The organism is Luteolibacter pohnpeiensis, assembly GCF_016595435.1.
GTDB lineage: Bacteria > Verrucomicrobiota > Verrucomicrobiia > Verrucomicrobiales > Akkermansiaceae > Luteolibacter > Luteolibacter pohnpeiensis.
This window is the reverse complement of the sequence record NZ_JAENIJ010000004.1, coordinates 1-19,225: the sequence shown is the minus strand read 5'-3', so window position 1 is coordinate 19,225 and position 19,225 is coordinate 1. Positions and strand designations below refer to the sequence as shown.

20 protein-coding genes are annotated in these 19,225 nt (G+C 52.4%); 8 read left to right on the top strand and 12 right to left on the bottom strand.

The genetic code is table 11. The features are described 5' to 3' along the window. Position 1: 1 nt before the first annotated feature. From JIN85_RS03350 to JIN85_RS03335, 4 genes are read right to left on the bottom strand one after another with little or no spacing between them, the layout of a single operon-like run. Complete coding sequence (locus JIN85_RS03350) at positions 2-1,336, bottom strand: aspartate aminotransferase family protein (protein ID WP_200267649.1); 1,335 nt, start codon at positions 1,334-1,336, stop codon at positions 2-4. Further along, a complete protein-coding gene (locus JIN85_RS03345) occupies positions 1,333-2,796 on the bottom strand; it encodes an NCS1 family nucleobase:cation symporter-1 (RefSeq protein ID WP_200267647.1) in 1,464 nt (487 codons plus the stop codon). The genes JIN85_RS03350 and JIN85_RS03345 overlap by 4 nt, the downstream gene beginning before the upstream one ends. 3 nt (positions 2,797-2,799) lie before the next feature. Continuing rightward, positions 2,800-4,242: a dihydropyrimidinase gene (gene hydA / locus JIN85_RS03340; RefSeq protein ID WP_200267646.1), complete on the bottom strand. Its 1,443-nt coding sequence runs from the start codon at positions 4,240-4,242 to the stop codon at positions 2,800-2,802. A gap of 27 nt (positions 4,243-4,269) precedes the next feature. After that, positions 4,270-5,766, bottom strand: a complete 1,497-nt coding sequence (locus JIN85_RS03335; RefSeq protein ID WP_200267645.1) for a CoA-acylating methylmalonate-semialdehyde dehydrogenase — start codon at positions 5,764-5,766, stop codon at positions 4,270-4,272. Between JIN85_RS03335 and JIN85_RS03330 the strand changes: the two genes are divergently transcribed. Beyond that, positions 5,765-6,268 carry a polysaccharide biosynthesis/export family protein gene (locus JIN85_RS03330; protein ID WP_200267644.1) on the top strand — a complete coding sequence of 168 codons (504 nt, stop codon included), beginning with the start codon at positions 5,765-5,767 and terminating at the stop codon, positions 6,266-6,268. The genes JIN85_RS03335 and JIN85_RS03330 overlap by 2 nt on opposite strands. A 137-nt stretch (positions 6,269-6,405) precedes the next feature. On the opposite strand, the gene JIN85_RS03325 is transcribed toward JIN85_RS03330, so the two are convergent. Beyond that, positions 6,406-7,464 (bottom strand): transporter substrate-binding domain-containing protein, encoded by a 1,059-nt coding sequence (locus JIN85_RS03325; RefSeq protein ID WP_325108115.1) that lies wholly within the window; start codon positions 7,462-7,464, stop codon positions 6,406-6,408. Positions 7,465-7,716: 252 nt separating this feature from the next. Between JIN85_RS03325 and JIN85_RS21220 the strand changes: the two genes are divergently transcribed. The 3 genes from JIN85_RS21220 (at position 7,717) to JIN85_RS03315 (ending at position 9,440) form a co-directional block, all read left to right on the top strand. Beyond that, positions 7,717-7,881 carry an RNA recognition motif domain-containing protein gene (locus JIN85_RS21220; RefSeq protein WP_234047213.1) on the top strand — a complete coding sequence of 55 codons (165 nt, stop codon included), beginning with the start codon at positions 7,717-7,719 and terminating at the stop codon, positions 7,879-7,881. A gap of 53 nt (positions 7,882-7,934) precedes the next feature. Further along, positions 7,935-8,114: a hypothetical protein gene (locus JIN85_RS21215; RefSeq protein WP_234047212.1), complete on the top strand. Its 180-nt coding sequence runs from the start codon at positions 7,935-7,937 to the stop codon at positions 8,112-8,114. Between the two features lie 360 nt (positions 8,115-8,474). Continuing rightward, positions 8,475-9,440 (top strand): 3-keto-disaccharide hydrolase, encoded by a 966-nt coding sequence (locus tag JIN85_RS03315; RefSeq protein ID WP_200267642.1) that lies wholly within the window; start codon positions 8,475-8,477, stop codon positions 9,438-9,440. A 21-nt stretch (positions 9,441-9,461) separates the two neighbouring features. Here the strand turns inward: JIN85_RS03315 and JIN85_RS03310 are convergent, their stop codons facing one another. Together JIN85_RS03310 and JIN85_RS03305 are read right to left on the bottom strand one after the other, a co-directional pair. Continuing rightward, positions 9,462-10,937 carry a hypothetical protein gene (locus JIN85_RS03310; RefSeq protein ID WP_200267641.1) on the bottom strand — a complete coding sequence of 492 codons (1,476 nt, stop codon included), beginning with the start codon at positions 10,935-10,937 and terminating at the stop codon, positions 9,462-9,464. A 62-nt stretch (positions 10,938-10,999) separates the two neighbouring features. After that, the gene (locus JIN85_RS03305) at positions 11,000-11,944 is read right to left on the bottom strand and encodes a hypothetical protein (RefSeq protein ID WP_200267640.1); all 945 of its coding nucleotides are present in this window, start codon (positions 11,942-11,944) and stop codon (positions 11,000-11,002) included. Positions 11,945-12,034: 90 nt separating this feature from the next. On the opposite strand from JIN85_RS03305, the gene JIN85_RS03300 reads away from it, so the two are divergent. After that, complete coding sequence (locus tag JIN85_RS03300) at positions 12,035-12,676, top strand: NUDIX hydrolase (RefSeq protein ID WP_200267639.1); 642 nt, start codon at positions 12,035-12,037, stop codon at positions 12,674-12,676. On the opposite strand, the gene JIN85_RS03295 is transcribed toward JIN85_RS03300, so the two are convergent. From JIN85_RS03295 to JIN85_RS03280, 4 genes are read right to left on the bottom strand one after another with little or no spacing between them, the layout of a single operon-like run. Continuing rightward, entirely contained in the window at positions 12,620-13,411 is a 792-nt protein-coding gene (locus JIN85_RS03295) for a hypothetical protein (protein ID WP_200267637.1), read from the bottom strand. The genes JIN85_RS03300 and JIN85_RS03295 overlap by 57 nt on opposite strands. A 60-nt stretch (positions 13,412-13,471) precedes the next feature. Then, positions 13,472-13,864 (bottom strand): hypothetical protein, encoded by a 393-nt coding sequence (locus tag JIN85_RS03290; protein ID WP_200267635.1) that lies wholly within the window; start codon positions 13,862-13,864, stop codon positions 13,472-13,474. A 13-nt stretch (positions 13,865-13,877) separates the two neighbouring features. Beyond that, the gene (locus tag JIN85_RS03285; RefSeq protein WP_200267633.1) at positions 13,878-14,516 is read right to left on the bottom strand and encodes an alpha/beta hydrolase; all 639 of its coding nucleotides are present in this window, start codon (positions 14,514-14,516) and stop codon (positions 13,878-13,880) included. Next, positions 14,513-15,487 (bottom strand): ring-cleaving dioxygenase, encoded by a 975-nt coding sequence (locus JIN85_RS03280; RefSeq protein ID WP_200267631.1) that lies wholly within the window; start codon positions 15,485-15,487, stop codon positions 14,513-14,515. The genes JIN85_RS03285 and JIN85_RS03280 overlap by 4 nt, the downstream gene beginning before the upstream one ends. Positions 15,488-15,989: 502 nt before the next feature. On the opposite strand from JIN85_RS03280, the gene JIN85_RS03275 reads away from it, so the two are divergent. The 3 genes from JIN85_RS03275 (at position 15,990) to JIN85_RS03265 (ending at position 18,655) form a co-directional block, all read left to right on the top strand. After that, positions 15,990-16,613 carry a hypothetical protein gene (locus JIN85_RS03275; protein ID WP_200267629.1) on the top strand — a complete coding sequence of 208 codons (624 nt, stop codon included), beginning with the start codon at positions 15,990-15,992 and terminating at the stop codon, positions 16,611-16,613. Between the two features lie 291 nt (positions 16,614-16,904). Continuing rightward, entirely contained in the window at positions 16,905-18,179 is a 1,275-nt protein-coding gene (locus JIN85_RS03270) for an RHS repeat-associated core domain-containing protein (protein ID WP_200267627.1), read from the top strand. A 20-nt stretch (positions 18,180-18,199) separates the two neighbouring features. Beyond that, positions 18,200-18,655, top strand: coding sequence for a hypothetical protein (locus JIN85_RS03265; RefSeq protein ID WP_200267625.1), 456 nt, complete (start codon positions 18,200-18,202; stop codon positions 18,653-18,655). 228 nt (positions 18,656-18,883) lie between these two features. Here the strand turns inward: JIN85_RS03265 and JIN85_RS03260 are convergent. Next, on the bottom strand, positions 18,884-19,225 hold a 342-nt coding region (locus JIN85_RS03260), incomplete at its 5' end, for a hypothetical protein (protein WP_200267623.1).

Genomic DNA, 19,225 nt, shown 5'->3' with positions numbered 1-19,225 from the left:
GTTAGATGCTGGAAAAAACTTCATCGAGAACGGCGAGCATGAAATCTGCGTCCGCGCGATGGATGCACATCGGTGGCTTGATGCGCAGGGTGTTTCCATAAAGTCCGCCTTTACCGATGAGCAGGCCAAGCTCTTTGCAACGCTCAAAGACCTCCGCGCACTCGGCACTGGCGGGTGCTTTGCTATCCCGGTCTTTGACCAACTCAACCCCTAGCATCAGCCCCTTGCCGCGCACATCGCCGATGATCGTGTGTTTTTGCGAAAGCTTATGCAGGCCAGATGTTAGATAACTGCCGATCTCAAGCGAATTCTGCTGGAGATGTTCTTGCTCAATCACCCGAAGTACCGCGCGCCCCTGTGCCATGGAGACGGGATTGCCTCCGAATGTGTTGAAATGGATCCGGGTTGCCAGTGCCTGCGCGATCTCAGGTGTGGTGACGACGGCGGCGAGGGGACATCCGTTGCCGATTCCTTTTGCCATGGTGACGATGTCTGGGATCGCGTCCTGGGTTTCGAATCCCCAGAAATGAGTGCCGGTGCGGCCAAAGCCAGCCTGGACTTCATCGGCAATGCAGAGCCCTCCGAATGATCGTGCCTGCTCATAAGCATGCTTTAGATAGCCGTCTGGAAACACCACCGTGCCTCCGACTCCTTGGATCGACTCCGCGATGAACGCGGCAATTTTCCCTGAAGTGGCGAAGCGGACGGTCTCGCCGATGTCGGCCGCATATTTTTTCCCAGCATCTGGATCTGCTGATCCATAGAGGCCTCGATAGGTGTCCGGCATCATTGCGTGATGGACTCCATGCGAATGCGGGACATTGAACTTCCAGGTGTGATGGGATGTGAGAGCCATCGCGCTCGGACTTCCGCCATGGTAGGCATTGCGCAGTGCGATCACATCATAATTCTGGGTGTAAGCACGAGCCATGAGGATGGCTAAATCATTCGCTTCCGAGCCCGAGTTGACGAAATAACAGACTTTCAGATCCCCTGGCATTTTCGCCGCGAGCTCTTTGGCATAGAGCGCGATCTGCGGGTTTAAATAAATGGTGGTGGTATGCTGGATCGTCTCGTTCTGGAGTTGGGTCGCCGCAAGAACCTCAGGATGACAATGTCCGACACTGACGGTCACGATGCCGCCAAATCCATCCAGATACCTGCGCCCGGTTTCGTCGAAAAGATATTGTCCCTTCCCCTCGACGATGGTGATCGGCTTTTTGTAGTAATGGAATATCGCCGGATTTACATACTGCTTGCGTAGTAATAGAATTTCCTCCGGTGATGGACCGGTGTAAGGCATGGGGGTGTAGTCAAATGGAGGAAGATCGATCATGACCGGATGGGCGCGGGTGATATTTTACGAAATAGCAAATAAGCCAGCATGGCGATGGTAAAGCCGGTGAACCATGCCTGTGGATAAATCAGTTTGAAAAACTCTGGGACATGATCCGGATTGATCCACCGCACCTCGGCAAGAAAGCCAGGCAAGTTCGGAAGAACGGCGCTGATGAACGCGGCCATCCCTGCCAAACTGTAACCCCTGGTAAAACGATAGATCCCGTTCAATTGATACAGCGCGTCGACTTCGAGGTGCTTTTTGCGGAACACGAAATAGTCCGCAATCATGATCCCCGCGATAGGACCTAACAAGGCACTGTAACCAATTAGCCAAACGAAAATGTAGCCGCTCGGATCCGCCATCAACTTCCATGGCATGATGAAGATTCCGATGATCGCTGTGATCATTCCACCGGTGCGGAAGCTGATGTGCTTCGGGGAGAGGTTGGAAAAATCATTCGCAGGGGATACCACGTTTGCCGCGATGTTGGTGGAAAGGGTCGCGATGGCCAGAGCTACCAGAGCCGTGCAGGACAGAGTCTTGCTGCCGATGCGGCTGATGACCTCGACTGGATCCCAAATTGCTTTGCCGTAGATAATCACCGTCGCACTGGTAACCACGATGCCGATGAATGAGTAAAAGGTCATGGTGGTGGGCAGACCGGCGACTTGGCCGATGACTTGATCTCGCTGACTTTTGGCGAAGCGGGAAAAGTCGGGGATATTCAGAGAAAGCGTCGCCCAAAAGCCGACCATGGCGGTGAGTCCGGCACCGAAGGATTTCCAGAAATCGAGATTGGATGCATAGCCGGATGGTTGGGAAAAAACGGGACCAAAGCCATTCGCTTTCGTGACCGCCCAGATCATCAGTAAGACGCCAATCACTAACAGGAATGGCGCGCTGATGGTTTCCAGCCATTTGATGGATTTCATCCCATTCCAGATAAAAAACACATTGAGCAGCCAGAAGGCCACGAAACAGCTCAGTTGACCGATGCTCACCCCGATCATTGGCAAGGGAATCGCCGTCGTGGTGTCAAAGCCAGTGACCATTGCCAGTGTGGAATAAATGGCTGCGCCTCCGATCCAGGTTTGGATGCCAAACCAGCCGCAAGCAACGATCCCACGAAGGATTGCGGCGATATTTGCTCCATAAACGCCGAAGCTGGCGCGTAGCAGGACCGGGAATGGAATTCCATATCGCGTTCCCGGATGAGCATTGAGCGTCATCGGGACCAGCACGATCAGGTTGCCGAGAAAGACGAGCAGCAAGGCCTGCCACCAGGTCATGCCACCGCCGATCATGCTGCTGGCCATTTGATAAGTCGGGATGCAAACGGCCATCCCGACCCACAGGGCGGCAATGTTCCACTTCGACCAAGTTCGATGTTCCTGAGGGACCGGAGCGAGATCCTCGTTGATCAGTTTTTCATCGACTTGATCGGAATTTTTCATCGGTTAGCAGTCTCCATATTTTTTCGGTTCGCGCGGGAGAAATTCCCCCCATCCCTTTTCGCCGACCCATTCGCCATTTTGGACCATGATTTTGCCACGCACGGTGACCGTGTCTGCACGACCCACAATCGATTTGCCTTCGAAGGCCGAATAGTCGGTCGCCATGGAATGGGTAGCTGCAGAGATTTTTCCGCGCCATTCCGGGTCCCAGATGACCAGGTCGGCATCGCTTCCCGGGACAATCGCGCCTTTGCGCGGGTAAAGGCCGAAGATTTCAGCAGGCTTGGTGCTCGCGCAACGAACGAGAGTTTGCAAATCAATCCGACCGCGCCGCACCCCTTCCGTGTAGAGCAGCTTGATCCGCTCCTCGACACTCGGGATGCCATTTGGGATTAGGGTGAAATTTCCTGGAGTTCCGGTGGTTTGGAAATGGGCATCGACGCATTTCGCTGGGTCCGGATGGCCCATGTGCTTTTGCGTCGCATAGTCGAATGGCGCGTGGTCTGTGCCCACGGTGTCGATGATTCCTTCCGCGAGCGCAGTCCAAAGGAAATCACCATGCTCTTGGGAACGAATGGGCGGGCTCATCACAAACTTCGCGCCTTCGAAGTTCGGCAACTCGGCATAGCTGCTATCGAGTGTTAGATAGGGGGAAACGGTTTCTATCCAGGCTTTGACACCTCGCTTGCGTGCTTCCTCGATCGCTTCAACTGCGGGGATGCAGCTCGTATGTACGACGTAGACTTGAGCACCGGTCATCTCGGCATAGGTCATCAGGTGGCGGCATCCGCCGGCTTCCACCGTGACCGGGCGCGATGGTTCATGCCATTCCGGTCCTAGTTTCCCTTCTGAGATCAGTTTCTTCTGCTTTTCGGCGACCAGGTCAGCGTTTTCACAATGAGCGGTGACAACGACTCCCAATTCTTTCGCCAAGGACAAGGTCTGGAAAAGCTCCGTGTCTTCAATGCCAAACGCGCCTTTATAAGCGAGGAAAACCTTGAAGGAAGTGATGCCCTCAATGCTGACGATATGCCGCAGGGCATCAGCGGTTGTTTCATCAAATCGTGTCACCCCCATGTGGAAGGTGTAATCGCAGAATGAGATGCCATCGGCTTTGCTTTTCCACAGACGTATCGCATCCAATGGATCCTCCGTTCGGGAGGGGCAACACATTTCGATCAGAGTCGTGGTGCCGCCCATCAGTGCGGCTTTGCTGGCAGTCGCGTAGTTATCTTTCGAAACGGTGCCCATGAAAGGGAGATAAACATGCACATGAGGATCGATGAAACCTGGGAACACATGTTTTCCGGTAGCATCGATGACGGGAGTTCCTTCCGGGACCTCAAGGTTCATCCCGACAGCGGAGATGACTCCGTTGTCGCACAATATATCCGCAGTGAAGCGGTCGGTGGCGGTAACAATATCGCCGTTTCGAATCAAAAGCATAGGTGACGTGGTAGTTTCGCTGATCAATTATTTGGCCCAGATTTCACCATCGCCGTATCCGAACCATCGGGTGGTTGTGGTTTTTCGTTGGGTGTAAAATTCGACTCCTTCCTTTCCCTGGATATGGAGATCGCCGAAAAATGAATCGTTCCATCCGCTGAATGGGAAGTAGGCGAGCGGAGCTGGAACGGCGACGTTGATGCCGATCATGCCGGCGCTGACCTGCCGCCGGAATTCACGGGCAGCCTTTCCAGAGTTGGTGAAAATAGCAGCGCCATTGCCGTAGGATTGGCGATTTGCCAAAGCGATCGCGTCATCCAGCGAACTTGCACGCATGACCGCGAGCACAGGGCCAAAGACCTCCGTGTCCATCAGCGGATTGCCGTATTCCACTTGATCAATCAAGGTAGGACCGAGGAAAAAACCATCCGGAGCTTCCTCGATGAGAGGGGATCTGCCATCGGCTAAAACTTTTGCGCCAGCTTGTTCCCCGCGATGGATCAGGCCTGTGACATGATCCCGATGGCTGGCGGAAATCACAGCTCCCATGTCCGGCTGTCTGTCGTTTGAGTCGGTGGGGCCGACTTTCATGGATTTTACCAGATCCGCCAGTGCGGGAAGAAGCTTTGAACCCGCATCACCTACTGCAATCGCCGTAGATCCCGCCATGCAGCGTTCTCCGGCGCAGCCGAACGCTCCGTCTTTCACGGCCTCGGCGGTTCTTTCCACATCGGCATCCGGCATCAGGACGATGAAGTTTTTGGCGCCACCGGCAGCCTGGACCCGTTTGCCGAACGAAGTCGCCTTGCGATGGATTTCCCGCGCAACCGGGGTGGAACCGACAAAGCTGATCGCGGCGACATCCGGGTGTTCAAGCAGCGCATCCACACACTCACGCCCACCGTGGACGATGTTCATGACGCCCGGCGGCAATCCGGCTTTTTCTAACAAACCAACCACCCGTTGCATCGTGAGAGGGACCTTTTCGCTCGGTTTCAGGACAAAGGTGTTGCCGCAGGCGATCGCGATCGGCCACATCCACATCGGAACCAAGGCCGGGAAATTAAATGGACAAATACCCGCAACCACGCCGAGCGGATGCCGATCCGTATGACAATCAATGCCTCGTGCGATATTTTCCAGGCTTTCTCCCATCAGGAGAGTGGGGATGCCGCAGGCAAATTCCACCACTTCGATGCCGCGTCGTAAATCGCCGCGGGCTTCGGACAATGTCTTGCCATGCTCTGTTGCGATTCCGAGGCAAAGTTCTTCGAAGGCGTCTTCTAGCAGAATTTTCAGCCTGAAAAGCACCTGTGCCCGCTCATTTGGAGGCGTATCGCGCCAGTTTGGAAACGCCCGTTTAGCCGAATCGACTACCAGATTCACCTCGGCCGGACCGCAGAGTGGTACATGGGCGAGAATCGATCCGCGCGAAGGATTGTATACCGGACTCGTTGGCAAATATCCGAGTTCCTTCCATTTGCCATCCAGATAAATCAGGCAGTTGTCAGGGGTTGAACTCATGGATGGGTTGAAATCAAAGAAAATGGAATGGGCGGGTTGGTCCAAGAAAGCGCGTTCCATGCCACTCCATCAAGTCACTGACTTGAAATCAGTCCTGTCACAAAAGTGCGCAAAGTCAGAAATTTACTTTGCATTGCAAAGTAAATCAGGTAAGCAGCATGTTGTCATGAAGATACCCATCCTCCTCTGTTTGTTGGCCGGATCCCCGCTCGTTGCTGCGGAAAAACCGGGAAAATCGACCGAAGCTCAAGAATCCAAAATCGTCACGGTCGGTGGACAGGTGAAACGGCCGGGACCGGTGGCGATGAGTAAAAAGCTAACCCTGTATCAAGCCATTCAAGCTGCTGGGGGTGTGACACCATTTGGCGCAATGAACCGGGTCAAGGTGCACCGTAATGGTGAGGTCAAAATCTACGATCTCACCAAAGATGAGAACATGTCAGTCAAAGTGCAGGAAGACGACACCATTGAGGTGCCACAGAAAACAATCTTCGGCCGGTGATAGCTGGCGGTGGGATCATTTGCCCAGGCTGAGACGTCATTTCATAGAGTTGAAAGTGACGCCTCTCCTGGGCATTTGGGGACCATCTTGGATGCGATCAAGTCTGCGGCTAATTCGATTGCTTTTGAAATCTGGAATCAGGATTCGGTGCCGATATACCGATTGTGAATTACCGTCCAAAGGTCGCTTTGCTCAATTTCCAGCAGGGTAATGTTGAGTTGTTTGCGCAGCGGGCTACCCAAGGGGAGGGCGATGGCGTAGTCGCGTAGGTCAAAGGTGCTTGGCAGGAGTGTGAGATCTTGATTTCCACGAAGTTCATAATTCAGGATCGCGGAATCGTAGACACAGGCATCGGCCTTGCCATTTTTAACCGCTTCCAGGGCGGCTTGGATGGTGTTGCTTTCAACGATGGGGACTTGGTTGGTGCTGAGGTATTGTTCGGCGATCGACCCGGAAACGGTGGCGATCCGAAATCGAGCCAGGTCAGCCGGGCCGGTGATCTGCGTGTTGATCCGATTCACCGTGAGTGAGGAGGCGATCTGGGCGGTGAAACCGGAAATGATGATCACGCTGGTAAACATCCAAACCAGTCCGATGAGACGGCCGCCGAGGGTTTGCGGCGATTTATCACCATATCCTACGGTAGTCATCGTAACTGCAGACCACCAAAACGCCGAGCCAAGGCCATTCGTGGTGGTGCCACCGAATTGCTCAGGATTTTTCTTCCTTTCAAACAGCCACACGCCGATTCCGGCAGCGAGCAGGACCAGTGAAAGAGCGCCCAAAACTTTCAGGAAATTGAGAGAAAAGAATGCTTTAGCCACGCCAAACCAACCTCCTCCGTCAGCCGCCGGGACGACGATCCCCAGGCCTGAGTTGAAATAAGGATGCGTGAAATCCACTTTCTGGGCGCGATCTGCCGTCACGGTGATAGCTGCGATTGATGCATCAAGCTTGCCATCGCGGACGCCGTCGACAAGCGACTCTGGAGTCGGCATTTCCTGGAATTCATAGTCCAGATTCATGCGTCCGGCGGTTTCCTTCCAGAGATCGATCGAAAGCCCGGTCCAATTTCCATGGCTATCTTTCATGGCAAATGGCGGTGCCTCACGGGTGCCAATTTTCAGCGTATCCTGCGCGGTGGCTAGATTGGCTAGTGCTCCGATGACGATAAGTGATGCTATGAGTTGTCTCAATAAACGCATACAGCCAGTTTAGCCTAAAGTGCGGCTTTCCCCAAAAACTAATGTGGATTGCGGTTTAAAGTGAGCGGCCGATCCGTAGATTGCAGGATAATTAAAAAATGATTTCTTGATTCTTAGCGAAATCTAGAAGACAAGCAAAGCTGGTCTGGAGCTTTTGTTTGCCAGGGCGCACTATTTTTAATCCATGACGCCTCGGATTCCAAATTTGTGAATGTGAATCGCGCGTCATTAGAATTGAATTAAATGGATATCTACGTAGGCAACCTGCCCTACTCTGCTACCGAAGGAGACATCACCGCATTGTTTTCCGATTTTGGACCTGTTGAGCGTATCAAAGTGATCACCGATCGCGAAACTGGGCAGTCCAAGGGCTTTGCTTTGTTACACTTGCGGACCAATCCAAGCTGAATTCGGCAATTGAAGCACTGAATGGCTTCGATTACTACGGGCGCCCGCTCCGAGTGAACGCATCTGAGCCGAAGGAACCACGCTCCGGTGGTTTTGGTGGCGGAGATCGCCGTGGTGGTGGCGGCGGCGGAGGCTATGGCGGAGATCGTCGTGGAGGTGGCGGTGGCTATGGTGGAGATCGCCGTGGTGGCGGCGGTTATGGTGGAGGCCGCAAGGGCGGCGGCGGTTGGTAACAACCTATTTCGATTTAGACTCTAAATCTCCCCATTTCTCAAAATGCCCGGCATCCAGTTATGGATTCCGGGCTTCGTTTTATTCTGAGATGGGTCCAGAAGAATCAACCGCCAACTTGAGTGAATTTTTGTTCGCGGCCGAAAAGCCCGCAACAGGATCCCGCTGCCTGGTAGCAGGATTCGCAGAGAAATTCATCACCTACCGGGCTTGCCTCCGGGGCTCCACAGCGGGAACAGCAGGATTCATCGTCGTCGCAGGGCATGAATTACGGTAACCGATTGAGGGCTTGCAGGCAATCCCGGTAGGGTCGATAAATCCGGTGAAAGGTTCGCCCTTGTAACCACGTTTTGCAAAAACCCATGAAATTCATTTTTTCACTGCTCCCACTGGTTCCGCTTGCTCTGTCCGCAGCTGAACACAAGGCCTATACGGATCCATCTTCCACGGACAAGGATTTCACCATTCAAGGTGAGTATTCGGGGGAAATGAACGGGAAAAAGACCGGCATCCAGATCATCGCCAAAGGTGATGGAAAATTCGAAGCGGTCGGCTACCAAGGCGGATTGCCGGGTGACGGCTGGAATGGCAAGAAGGACAAGGTGATGCATGCCGAAGGATCCCGTGAAGAAGGCGCCACCACTGTGGTTTTCAAGGGAGATGGATTGAATGGTGAAGCTGACGGTGTGAAATTTTTCACCCACAAACGCGATCGCCATGGCAAGGAGATCGAGTTGGCGCGCGTTGACCGCAAATCCCCGACTTTGGGCGAGAAACCACCAGAAGGTGCCATCGTCTTGTTCGGCGAGGGCAAAAATGATTTTACCGGTTCAAGTGTCACCGAAGACGGCCTGCTAACCCAGGGCGCGACTTCGACGGAGAAGTTCAATGATTTCACTCTCCACATCGAGTTCCGCCTTCCCTATATGCCGGATGCCAGCGGCCAGGAGCGTGGCAACAGCGGCCTTTACCTGCAGGGCCGATACGAGGTTCAAATGCTTGATAGCTTCGGTCTGGAAGGCAAAGACAATGAGTGCGGTGGCATCTATCAGGTTTCCGAGCCGGATGTGAATATGTGTTTTTCCCCACTGACTTGGCAGACTTACGATGTGGAGTTCAAAGCCGCAAAGTTCGATCGCAAAGGTGAGAAAAAGTCCAATGCCGAGGTCACGATCAAGCACAACGGTGTCATCATTCACAAAGATCTGGAACTTCCTGGCGTTACCGGTGGTGCCATGAGCAAGGAAAGCGCTGAGCCTGGCCCGATCTATTTGCAGAACCACGGAAATCCGGTTCGCTATCGCAATATCTGGGTCATCAAGAAGTAATCCCACTCTAGCCGGGTGGGATCATTCGTTGAGCTCGATCCGCACCCGGTAAAACATTTTCGGAGACTCCAGTGGTAATGTGATGAGCCGCTGGAGAAACTCTCCGTCAGTCGAGTCATTATCGATGACGTTCTCCACATCGAGCTCAGTCCAGGAATCCGAAGTCAGTTGGCTGGATGATTCGAGAATATAACTCAGCCCGCGGCTCGCTGAATCGGTCCTAACCGGAAATCCAATGGTTACATTGGAATCGGCAATCGCCAGGATCGGCCGCTGTTGACTACCAAAGGCGTAGTCGAGCAAATCGGAATCGCCGGTTTCGAGCTGCCACCCGGCAAATGAAGCCGCTAGGGGATGGGATATTTCCAATGTAGCCGGGTCTGCTCCGTCGGCGGTGAGAGTCACCGATGCTGTTAGATTTCCAGCTACTGGCAGAGCTTCCCAATTCGCGGTAAACGTGACGCTGGTCGATGGGGCCAGGGTGGCGATGCGAAACGTCCATGCATCAGGTCCAGTCTCTTCGGCGATCCAATCGCCAGAGTCGATGCTCGACGGGCCCGTGCCGGCGGGGAAGGTGATTCCAAGGTGGGCGTTGGAGGCTGTGCTGCTGCCGGGATTTGAGATGGTGAATGCGATGCTTCCAGGATTCGCCACACGAAGGGTCGAAGTTGGCGTGACTTCCGCCAATGCTACGGTGCTTGCCGTAGGGGATTGGGAGGTCATTTGATAACCATCCGCTGCCATCAACTCATTGAGCTCGTCGATGTAATTGGGGATGAAGGTGTCGTAATTGTATTGAAATGATGTCTCGTCATCGATCGCGAAATGCATGCCCACCAGCGCCGGTTTGTCATCGACCACAGCGAAGGATGGACTGCCCGAGTCTCCCACTTGGAGTTGTGCATCGTCGTCGTCGCCAATCAGGGCATTGTAGGTGAAACGCAAGGTCCGGGTTGGTTCTTCGCTCTCAGTGATATTGACAAATCGATCAATCACCCCACGGCCACCTCGTGCGGTTGCTCCGAACACGACCAGCTCGGTTCCCAGATACGAAGTTTCCGAACGTTTTTCCAGATAGGGGAAAAAACTGACTCCATCTGCTGCCAAGAGAGGACTGGAGAGGGTCGCGAGAGTCAGATCGGTGCCACCGACCGTAGTTAGGGATACAACCGTGCGATCGACTGTTTCGCCATCTGCATTCAAAAAACGAATCGTGGCTCCAATGGATGGCAGATAATGGGTTGGTGCGACGAAATGCAGCGGAGAGACCAAAGCAAACTGTTCCGTCGTCCGAGCTGTCCACCAACCGACGCCGGTATAGTTACGGCTTCCATAGTAGGCTGAATCATTCCAAACCGGAGCACCGGGGAAGCCAGTGAAGCGATCATGCCGCGTGGCATCGTAAGCCCGGATCGCCATGCCACGACTATCCGCCGTCAGACCTTGGAAAACCAATAAACCAACAAACGCGGATACCTGAAATCTAGCCGGAATCATGGGGGATGTCTTCGATACAACCCCGGGAACTTGGCTCGGTTTCCTGAAACCACCAACGAAATTCAGCTTCGGCGGCGACGTAGCATCCATCCGCAGCCTGCCAGGCAGCCTAGCCACCAGCCCGTCGGTTCTGGAATGGTCGTGAAAGTGAGATCACCGACGGAGAATCCCCAATACTGCACGGTTTCACCATTTGCTCCGACGTAGCCCGACTGGAAATTTTCAGCATCTGGCCGTGTCGCCACATTTTTCATTACAACTTCAATCGTGTCGACACGAGTCTCGAATGTCACATGGACCGAGCCGCTATCAGTCACATGCTGACCGGGATCGGGAGCGTTATAAACCAGCTCATGATTGAAATCACCGGTTAAAGTATCGCCTGCAATGACGTAGGCTTGGTCGTCCGGATCAAGGGGTGTCAACGAAGGCAGACTGACATATTCACCGTTCAGGGTCCCTTGAATGGTGAGAATATCCTGACTGTTAAAGCCGGAGTCTTTGATCAAAGCGTTGATCGAATTGATGTCAAAGGTGAGGTTTTCGACCGCGGTGTTGAAACTGATGGTCAGCGCATAGATGTCGTAATCGCCATCTGTTGCCAGCGTTTCCTCACCTGCTCCATCTTCGCCGTAGTAACCCCACATCGAGAGAGCGATGTCGTTCTCTCCGTTGGCGACCGCTCCATCTTTTTCCGGCCAATCACTCACCGCCCATTGGGATATGGAAAACATCCCACTGCTGGCGCCTTGATGCGCGAACTGGAATGTCACCAGATTGCGATCCGTGGCGACCTGATAGGAGACCGTGGAATCATCGAAATTCTTGCCGACCTCGCCATGCTCGTCAGCCCATTGGATTTCATCGCCCAAGCAGGCAGTTAGAAATGCACCCTGGCAAAGAACGCCCAGGCTGATCGCGGCGAGGGACCTTGAAATGAAAGGGATGCTGCTTGAAGAGCAAAATGCCCTTCGGGCGAGATGCGGGTGGGGGGACACGGCGGGCAAGCTAATGCATTGAATTTGTTGCGACAAGACATTTGAAATGAAGTTCTGTATTTTGCGGAGAACATTCTTTGAGATGCATTCCGCGAAATCATGAAGCGCCTTGTTCATCAGCTGGCACTTCCTCTTGATCGCACGGGCAGATCGGACCACGGTGGCTGCAGGACGACTCACCCTCGATCCTCAATTGAAATGCATCGCAATCCACTACTCCAAGCACTCGAAATCTATCGCAACCAATATCCGGATGAATTGGAGACGGTTCGTCGTTTTGCGGATTTCGTTGCTTCGAATGAAAATTGCTTTGAGCGATCGCTGGCGATTGGCCATGTCACGGGTTCGGCATGGCTGGTGAATGAAGCGGGCACGGAGGTTTTGTTGACGCATCATCGCAAACTCAACCTATGGCTGCAGCTCGGTGGTCATGCCGATGGAGACGCTGACGTGCTGGCAGTCGCCAAGCGTGAGGCATTTGAGGAATCGGGCTTGAAAGAAATCGTTCCGGTTGCGCCGGAAATTCTGGATATCGATATTCATCGCATCCCGGCGCGAAAGGACGAACCGGAGCATTTCCATTACGATGTCCGCTACGCGATGCGCGCGGTGGGGGATATGAATTATGTAGTCAGCGATGAATCGCATGATCTCCGATGGGTCCCCATCAATGAAGTCCGGCTTCTAACCGAAGAGCCATCGATGCTGCGCATGGCAGAGAAATGGCAGCGCTATCAGTGATTTTTGGTTTCCTTGGAAGCCACTAACAGGTGAACCAGAAATCCAAGCCCCATCCCTGCGACCAGGACAATCCAGAAACCCTGATTGCGATAAACGGACTCGGGCGGATTCATGCCGAACACCGCAACAATCGTGGCAAGTGGCAGGAAAAAAAGCCGCGAGTTTGTTGAGCCGCCGGGCTTCTTCGTTGGCGACATGCGCGGCATGCGCTTGTTGATTGGCAGATTCCGCCATGGTGAAATCCATGCCTGCTTTGGCATCGGCCGCGACGAGCTCTATGGCGCGGTCGAGATCCGCAGCTTGGTCCCGAAGGGTAATGACCCGGGTGTGATCCGGCAAAGCCTGGCGCGTGGCCTGGATGGCGTTGGCCATGTTCCGGGTTGCACGCTGGAGGGGGTGGACCACACGCATGACATCGAAGTATTCGCGGGCAGTTTTGGCAGCTTCGACTTTTTCATCGAGTAGATGAATGGCGGTTCGGTAGGAGGCGATGTGGGCTTCCAAGCCAGTGAGACCACCGCCCAGCGGAGCGCTTTTCCATTCTCCCTCCGGATTCCTCCAAATCACCATTGGCTGGCGAATTTCGTCTTCCTCAACCTGTGGGACTTGGTGCAGCAAAAGCAGCAGATGCCCCTGCTCATTCATCAGACGCTGCTTGCCGATTGATTCACCCAGACGAATGCGGATCGCGTCAGGAAGATTCCAAGTTTTAGGAATGTAGTTGGCCTTTTCCATGGCCAACTACAAGCGCAGGGTGGGAGCAGCTCGGCAAGTGAACTTTGCTTTTGCTATGGATTAAAGCGACGAGCGAAGTTCCGCGTAAGCGTGGGCAACATCCGGGTCACGCTGGATCGCGCTGTCCAGATTTTGTCTGAAGCCACTGGCAGCTCCATCCGGGATCATGAAGTCCCGCACTTGATCGATTAGAAACTGGCCGGCTTCATCGGTGAGCGGATTTTTTCGATCCGCAAGCGCGTCGTCGATGGTTGCGATTTTCTGACTGATGGGACGCAACCATTCGAACCAGGGATCCCGGGTAAGAAGATCCAAAAAGGCGGCGCTGGAGGGGATGGTTCCGGCGGATTGTTCGTAAACCTTCCGCTCCGAGTGAATCAATTCACGATGCAATTTCAGCAATCGTTGTCGGACGATTTTCAAGGTTTCGATCGGATTTGGAGAAGATTGCATCGTGATTGATAGATTAGTTTTTTTTGAGCCAGGCACGGGTGAAATCGATATCGTATTCCGTGAGTTGATGGCCCGCAGGGATGATTTTATGATCGATTTGCGCTCCTGCATCCCGAAACATACCGGCCAAACGGCGGGCATTTTCGAGTGGCAGGATTGGATCGTTCGTGCCGCTTGTTAGAAGGATCTTTCGTTCGGTTAGATCCGGCGATTGATCGGGAACCAAAGGAACCATGGCTCGCCACAATATGGCACCTGATAGAACTTCGGGCCGAAGTAGCAACAAGCTAGCCGCGATGTTGGCTCCATTGGAAAAGCCAAGAGCGGTCAGGCGATCTGGAGCTATCCCGTAGTGCGCCGCCGCTTGACCGATGAACTCGGCCAATTCATGGGTGCGCCCGATCAAATCCTTTTCGTCGAACACGCCTTCCGCGAGGCGGCGGAAAAATCTCGGCATGCCGTGTTCGGAGACACGACCTCGCGGGCTGAGCAAATTCGCATCAGGCGCAAGTGAGCGCCCGAGTTGAAGAAGGTCGTTTTCGTTTCCACCGGTACCATGCAGCAGCACCAGCGTCCTGGCCTGGTCCGGGGCCCCCTGAGGGGCGGGGACAAAGCGATGGATGAACTCCGTTTTGAAAAGTTCAGCATTCATGATTTGGATGGGAGTGATGGTTGATAATCCAAGGGTTGAATATTGGCTTCGATAAACGCACGGCGTGGTTCCAGGAATGGAGGGAGGGCGAGGGTTTCGCCGAGATGATCGATGTCCTCGCCGTCCGCCGCAAAGCCGGGGCCATCGGTTGCGATTTCAAAGAGAATGCCGCCGGGGATGCGGAAGTAGAGCGAGCGGAAGTAATGGCGCTCCACTTCCCCGGAGGTGCGATAGCCGTGGCTTTCCAAATGGTCTTGCCAAGCCGTCAGCTCGGCACCGTCCCGCACCCGCCAGGCAACGTGGTGCACTCCACCCGCGCCATCGCTGCCGCGATAGTCGGACGCTTGCAGGCGAAGTTGGGCGCCGGTGCCACCTGGGCCGGTTTCGAAAAGAGCCTTGTCTTCGGAGTTCTGGGTGAATCCGAGCACGTCCGTTAGAAATGCTGCAGTTTGGGCAAAGTCAGCAACGCTGATTCCCACGGAACCGAGACCCACAATCGCCGCACTCAAAGGCACCGGGCTGCCGTGCCAAGGGTGCACGTCGGTGGTGGATTTCTCATCTGCGATCAAGCGCAAGCGCTGACCTTCCGGGGCCTGGAAGGCAAGCGTGGGCTTACCGGAAACGATTTCGATATCACCGTGGCTGACGTTTTGTTGGTCGAACCACTCGATCCAAAGTTTCAGAGAAGCCTCACCTCCCAAAATGCGAAGCCCGCTTTCATGGACCGTTCCCGCGCCGTGACGGACGGGCCGAATGTGTCCCCAGTCGAAGAACGTGAGATCAGACCCAGCACTGCCGATCGCATCGGCATAGAATAAGTGATAGGCCGAAACATCGTCCTGGTTCACCGTTTTCTTCACCAAACGCATTCCCAAAGTTTTGGTATAGAAATCCAAATTACCTTGGGCGCGTGAAGTCACGGCGGTGATGTGGTGCAAGCCATGAAGGACCGGGCGGTTGTTCGTTGTCATGGGCGTATCATGCCTCAAGATCCGGAATCTGGGAAATGCCTGCTTGTTTGGCTGAGCATGCATTTGACGCAGGGAGGCCAGTTCAATGCGATTGTCGCACCCCCGTAGTTTCAGGGATTTTCGAAACCCATTGAACAACGCAGTTGATCCTGTGCCGGATCGCCGGGAGGATCGGACGTGCTCCCGTGGTTTTCGAATGACTAGCTTCCCCAATACCTCGCGCCGCTGGCGGGATGCAGGAGAACGCGGCTCATCTTTGAGTCTTCGATCTTCGAACAAACTGCAACCCGAGCCAATCAAGCGATTGACCACACCCGGGAGCAACGCCGAAGTCGCGGCTTCCGAAGTGCCCCGACCAACGGCCGGATCTTCGAAGAGATTGGGCACTGGAATTTAAAATGGGGCAGGCCTTTTTAAAAGATTGTTTTGATTCTCAAATTAGTGTCCATAGAGAGTCACGCACTGGTTCATGCGGTTTTCACCGAAAAGAGAAAGTAATTCTATGATGATCAGGATTTTCATTTTTTTATTGATTCTATGTCAAGCGGATCGAGTGCTGGCTGATACGGTTGATGAATTCTATTCTCCACATAAGCGTTTTAAGATTGTGTGTGAAAAATCAGATTCTGACGAGTTGACGTATTATATAAGTAGTGTCAAGGAGCCGAAAAATCTTGCAACTATATTTGTGCAGTCGGAATTGGGTAATCCGCCATTGATGGACTTTGTAGCAAAGTGGTCCAAAGATGATAAATTTGTTGTTGTTAATTACGGATTTTTGAAAACCGGAAGAGTCTTGATGTATCAACTTGGTAAAGATGGAATGTTTACTGAGATTCATTCGATTATACCTGATGCTGGGATGGTGCAGGATGTTGAGCTAAAAGATTTTGATGTCGATAGTTCAACTATAAATCGAGTTTATGGTTCAAGTTGCTACGTCGGAAATTGGTCAAAACAATCTCAGATTAAAATTGTTGTATTGATTGGTTGTGTTGATAAAAATGATAATCTTTCAAAATATGGGGCTTTATATGTTATTCAAGAAGTAAAAAATGAAGTGTCATTGATATCAAAGAGGTTGTTGACGCCAGATGAATTGCGGGATGCTAAAAAAAATGGTTAATTGAAGACTCATTCGAGAATTTCCTCGACTTACGATATGATTTTCAAACTCGTGCTCATAGAGATATCTCACGCGGACAGAATGGTTACGAGTTTCTCAGAGTACAATCATAGAAAATCTAGGAAGGCTTCCTCATGAGATCGGTGTGGAAAACTTTGCGTTTAGCAATTTTAGATATGGGGTAGGCGGGCAAGGGATTCATGATTTTTTCCGGTTTACGACGGAAACGACAACTTGACTTCTGATGGTGGTTAGAATTACGTTTGATTTGCTGATAATCGCCTCGCTTCGATGACCACGAGTACTGCAGCCCAATCCGCCGGAGTATCCTATCGGAAACTTCTGTTCACCTCCGATTGGATGGGACGTCGGGTGCGGAAGCAGGTATTCACCAGCTCCACGGCTACCACGCCCTCAGAGGACCTGCGGTTTGTCTACGATGGATGGAATCTATTCGTTGAATACACCGTAAGCACATCCGCAGTCTTTGGTGTAAAGTCATCCTATGGCTGGGGGCTCGACCTTTCAGGCACTGAGCAAGGAGCTGGAGGAGTTGGAGGCCTTCGTGCTGTGGCCACGGCATCAGGATCTTATGTGCCCTGCTATGACGGCAATGGCAACGTCGTGAGCTGGGTGGAATGTCAAAACCTCGAGCAAGTCGTCACCCGCCAGGAATACGATCCATTTGGCAACATCACGGTTCATGAAGGACTGGATTTCCCAATCGGCTTCTCGACCAAGTATCAGGACAAAGAAACCGGCCTGCTCTACTACGGTTACCGCTACTACGATCCGGTGACCGGCAGGTGGCCAAGCAGGGACCCCATCGAGGAGCGCGGTGGGGTGAATCTGTATGGCTTTGTTCGGAATGATGGGGTGAATGAGGTGGATGAGTTGGGGCTAGTTATACAAGCTATTCAAGTGGGTGATGTCCCGGGGCACCCGCCGGATGTAGTAGAAAAAGATTATGAAATGCAACTAGTCCAGCAATCAAATGCGGATGCCGCTGCGTTCGAGAAGATGATCACAGACATGTCTGACGATGACTTCAAAAAAATCACAAAAAACGGGATTACAATCATATTGCGTATTGATGAGAATGGAAAAACTCTGAAAGAACCTAAAATGATTATTGTCCATGCAAGTAAGCAGGATGTTCTCAAATGGGCTGGCTACGAGAAGACGTCATCATATGCATTCATACAAGAGTCGGACAAACTTACGTTAGATGATGTCAAAAATGCAGCCATGAAATTAAAGGGTAACAAAGACTACGAATATGACAGTTTTGGCTTAGTCATTCACGGATTGCCAGGTCGGGGTGTCCGGCTAAGTGCAAACCACAGAGGCACCCATGCTAATGCGGAAAAGATTGTAGATTCAGCAGAATTATTCGAGTTTAAAGCTTTAATCTCGTGTGGTGCTCCACCATGGGAGGAATATGTTTCTCCCTATCTTACTCGATTTTACACTGATGGTTGGGATGTCGAGAAATGCACACCAACTTTCACTCCTGCTCAAATTGGATTCAGCCTAGAAGGTAAAAATCCTTCTTCCCATCAATAACCTTTCTCTTCAATACCGCTATGAAAGCACTTTTTGTAGGCCTATTGCTTATTCTTAATTGTCTCGGGTGTGAAGCCGATGCCGCAAAAATATCATTTTCTAAAACGCCAAACGGAGATTGTGAATGCACCATTGTTGGGGATGGCATAGTCTTATCTGACCCTAGTCGATCATATTTTGATCTGATTCACGTGAATACAGAAGGCAGAAAAAATTATCTGCCGATTAGAAATAATAGGACGAAAATGCACTGGAAGTTTCTGATTATATTACTAAGGAACAGAGAAGATAGCCCATCATTGAATTCTTATAAGTTTATTATCTCTAAGAAAGATTTTATGGATGCAAATCACCCGGTTTCAGGTGACTTTAAGCCAGTAGGTCTGAGATTATTCTGGTGTGATTACGAATCATTTGAAAAAAATGGTCTATCTGCGATGAAACTCCGCGATTTTTCACAAATTCAAGATAAGTGAAAATAGGAAATCTGGGTCAGGGTGCCAATTCAAGATCCCAGACAAATTGAAGGGACTGAAAACGGCTGTGACAGCCGCCTCATGACAGAGGGACAAGCCTGAATGGCACGGGAGATCGGTGTGGAAAACTCCGCCGAATTTTTTCCGCTCCGAACCCATGACAGAGGGACAGGCCTTTCATGACAGAGGGACAGGCCTTTCATGGATCGGTGTAGAAAACTTTGTGTTTTAGCAGGTCCAGATGTGGGTTAGGCGGGCCAAGGCTTTGCTCCAGGGAGCTTCTTGATAGAGCCAGCTGCGGAGCCATCGCAAAAATCGAACGGTCCTCTGGGTGGCCCGCTGGAAGACTTGGTTGATGAAGTTATTCGCTCGCTGGTAGGGTTCGCCTTCGCGATTCTTGCGTGTTTTTTGTCTGCGGTGCTTTTTCTTGGTTTCGACTTCGTCCCCGATTCCTTCTGCGCATTGGATGGCTTGCTCAAATAGCAGGGTGAGGTTGTGAGACAGGCATTGAAATAGGGCTTGGGCTTCTTTGGCGGTGTGGCTGCTGGCCCAGGATTTGGTTTCCGCCAT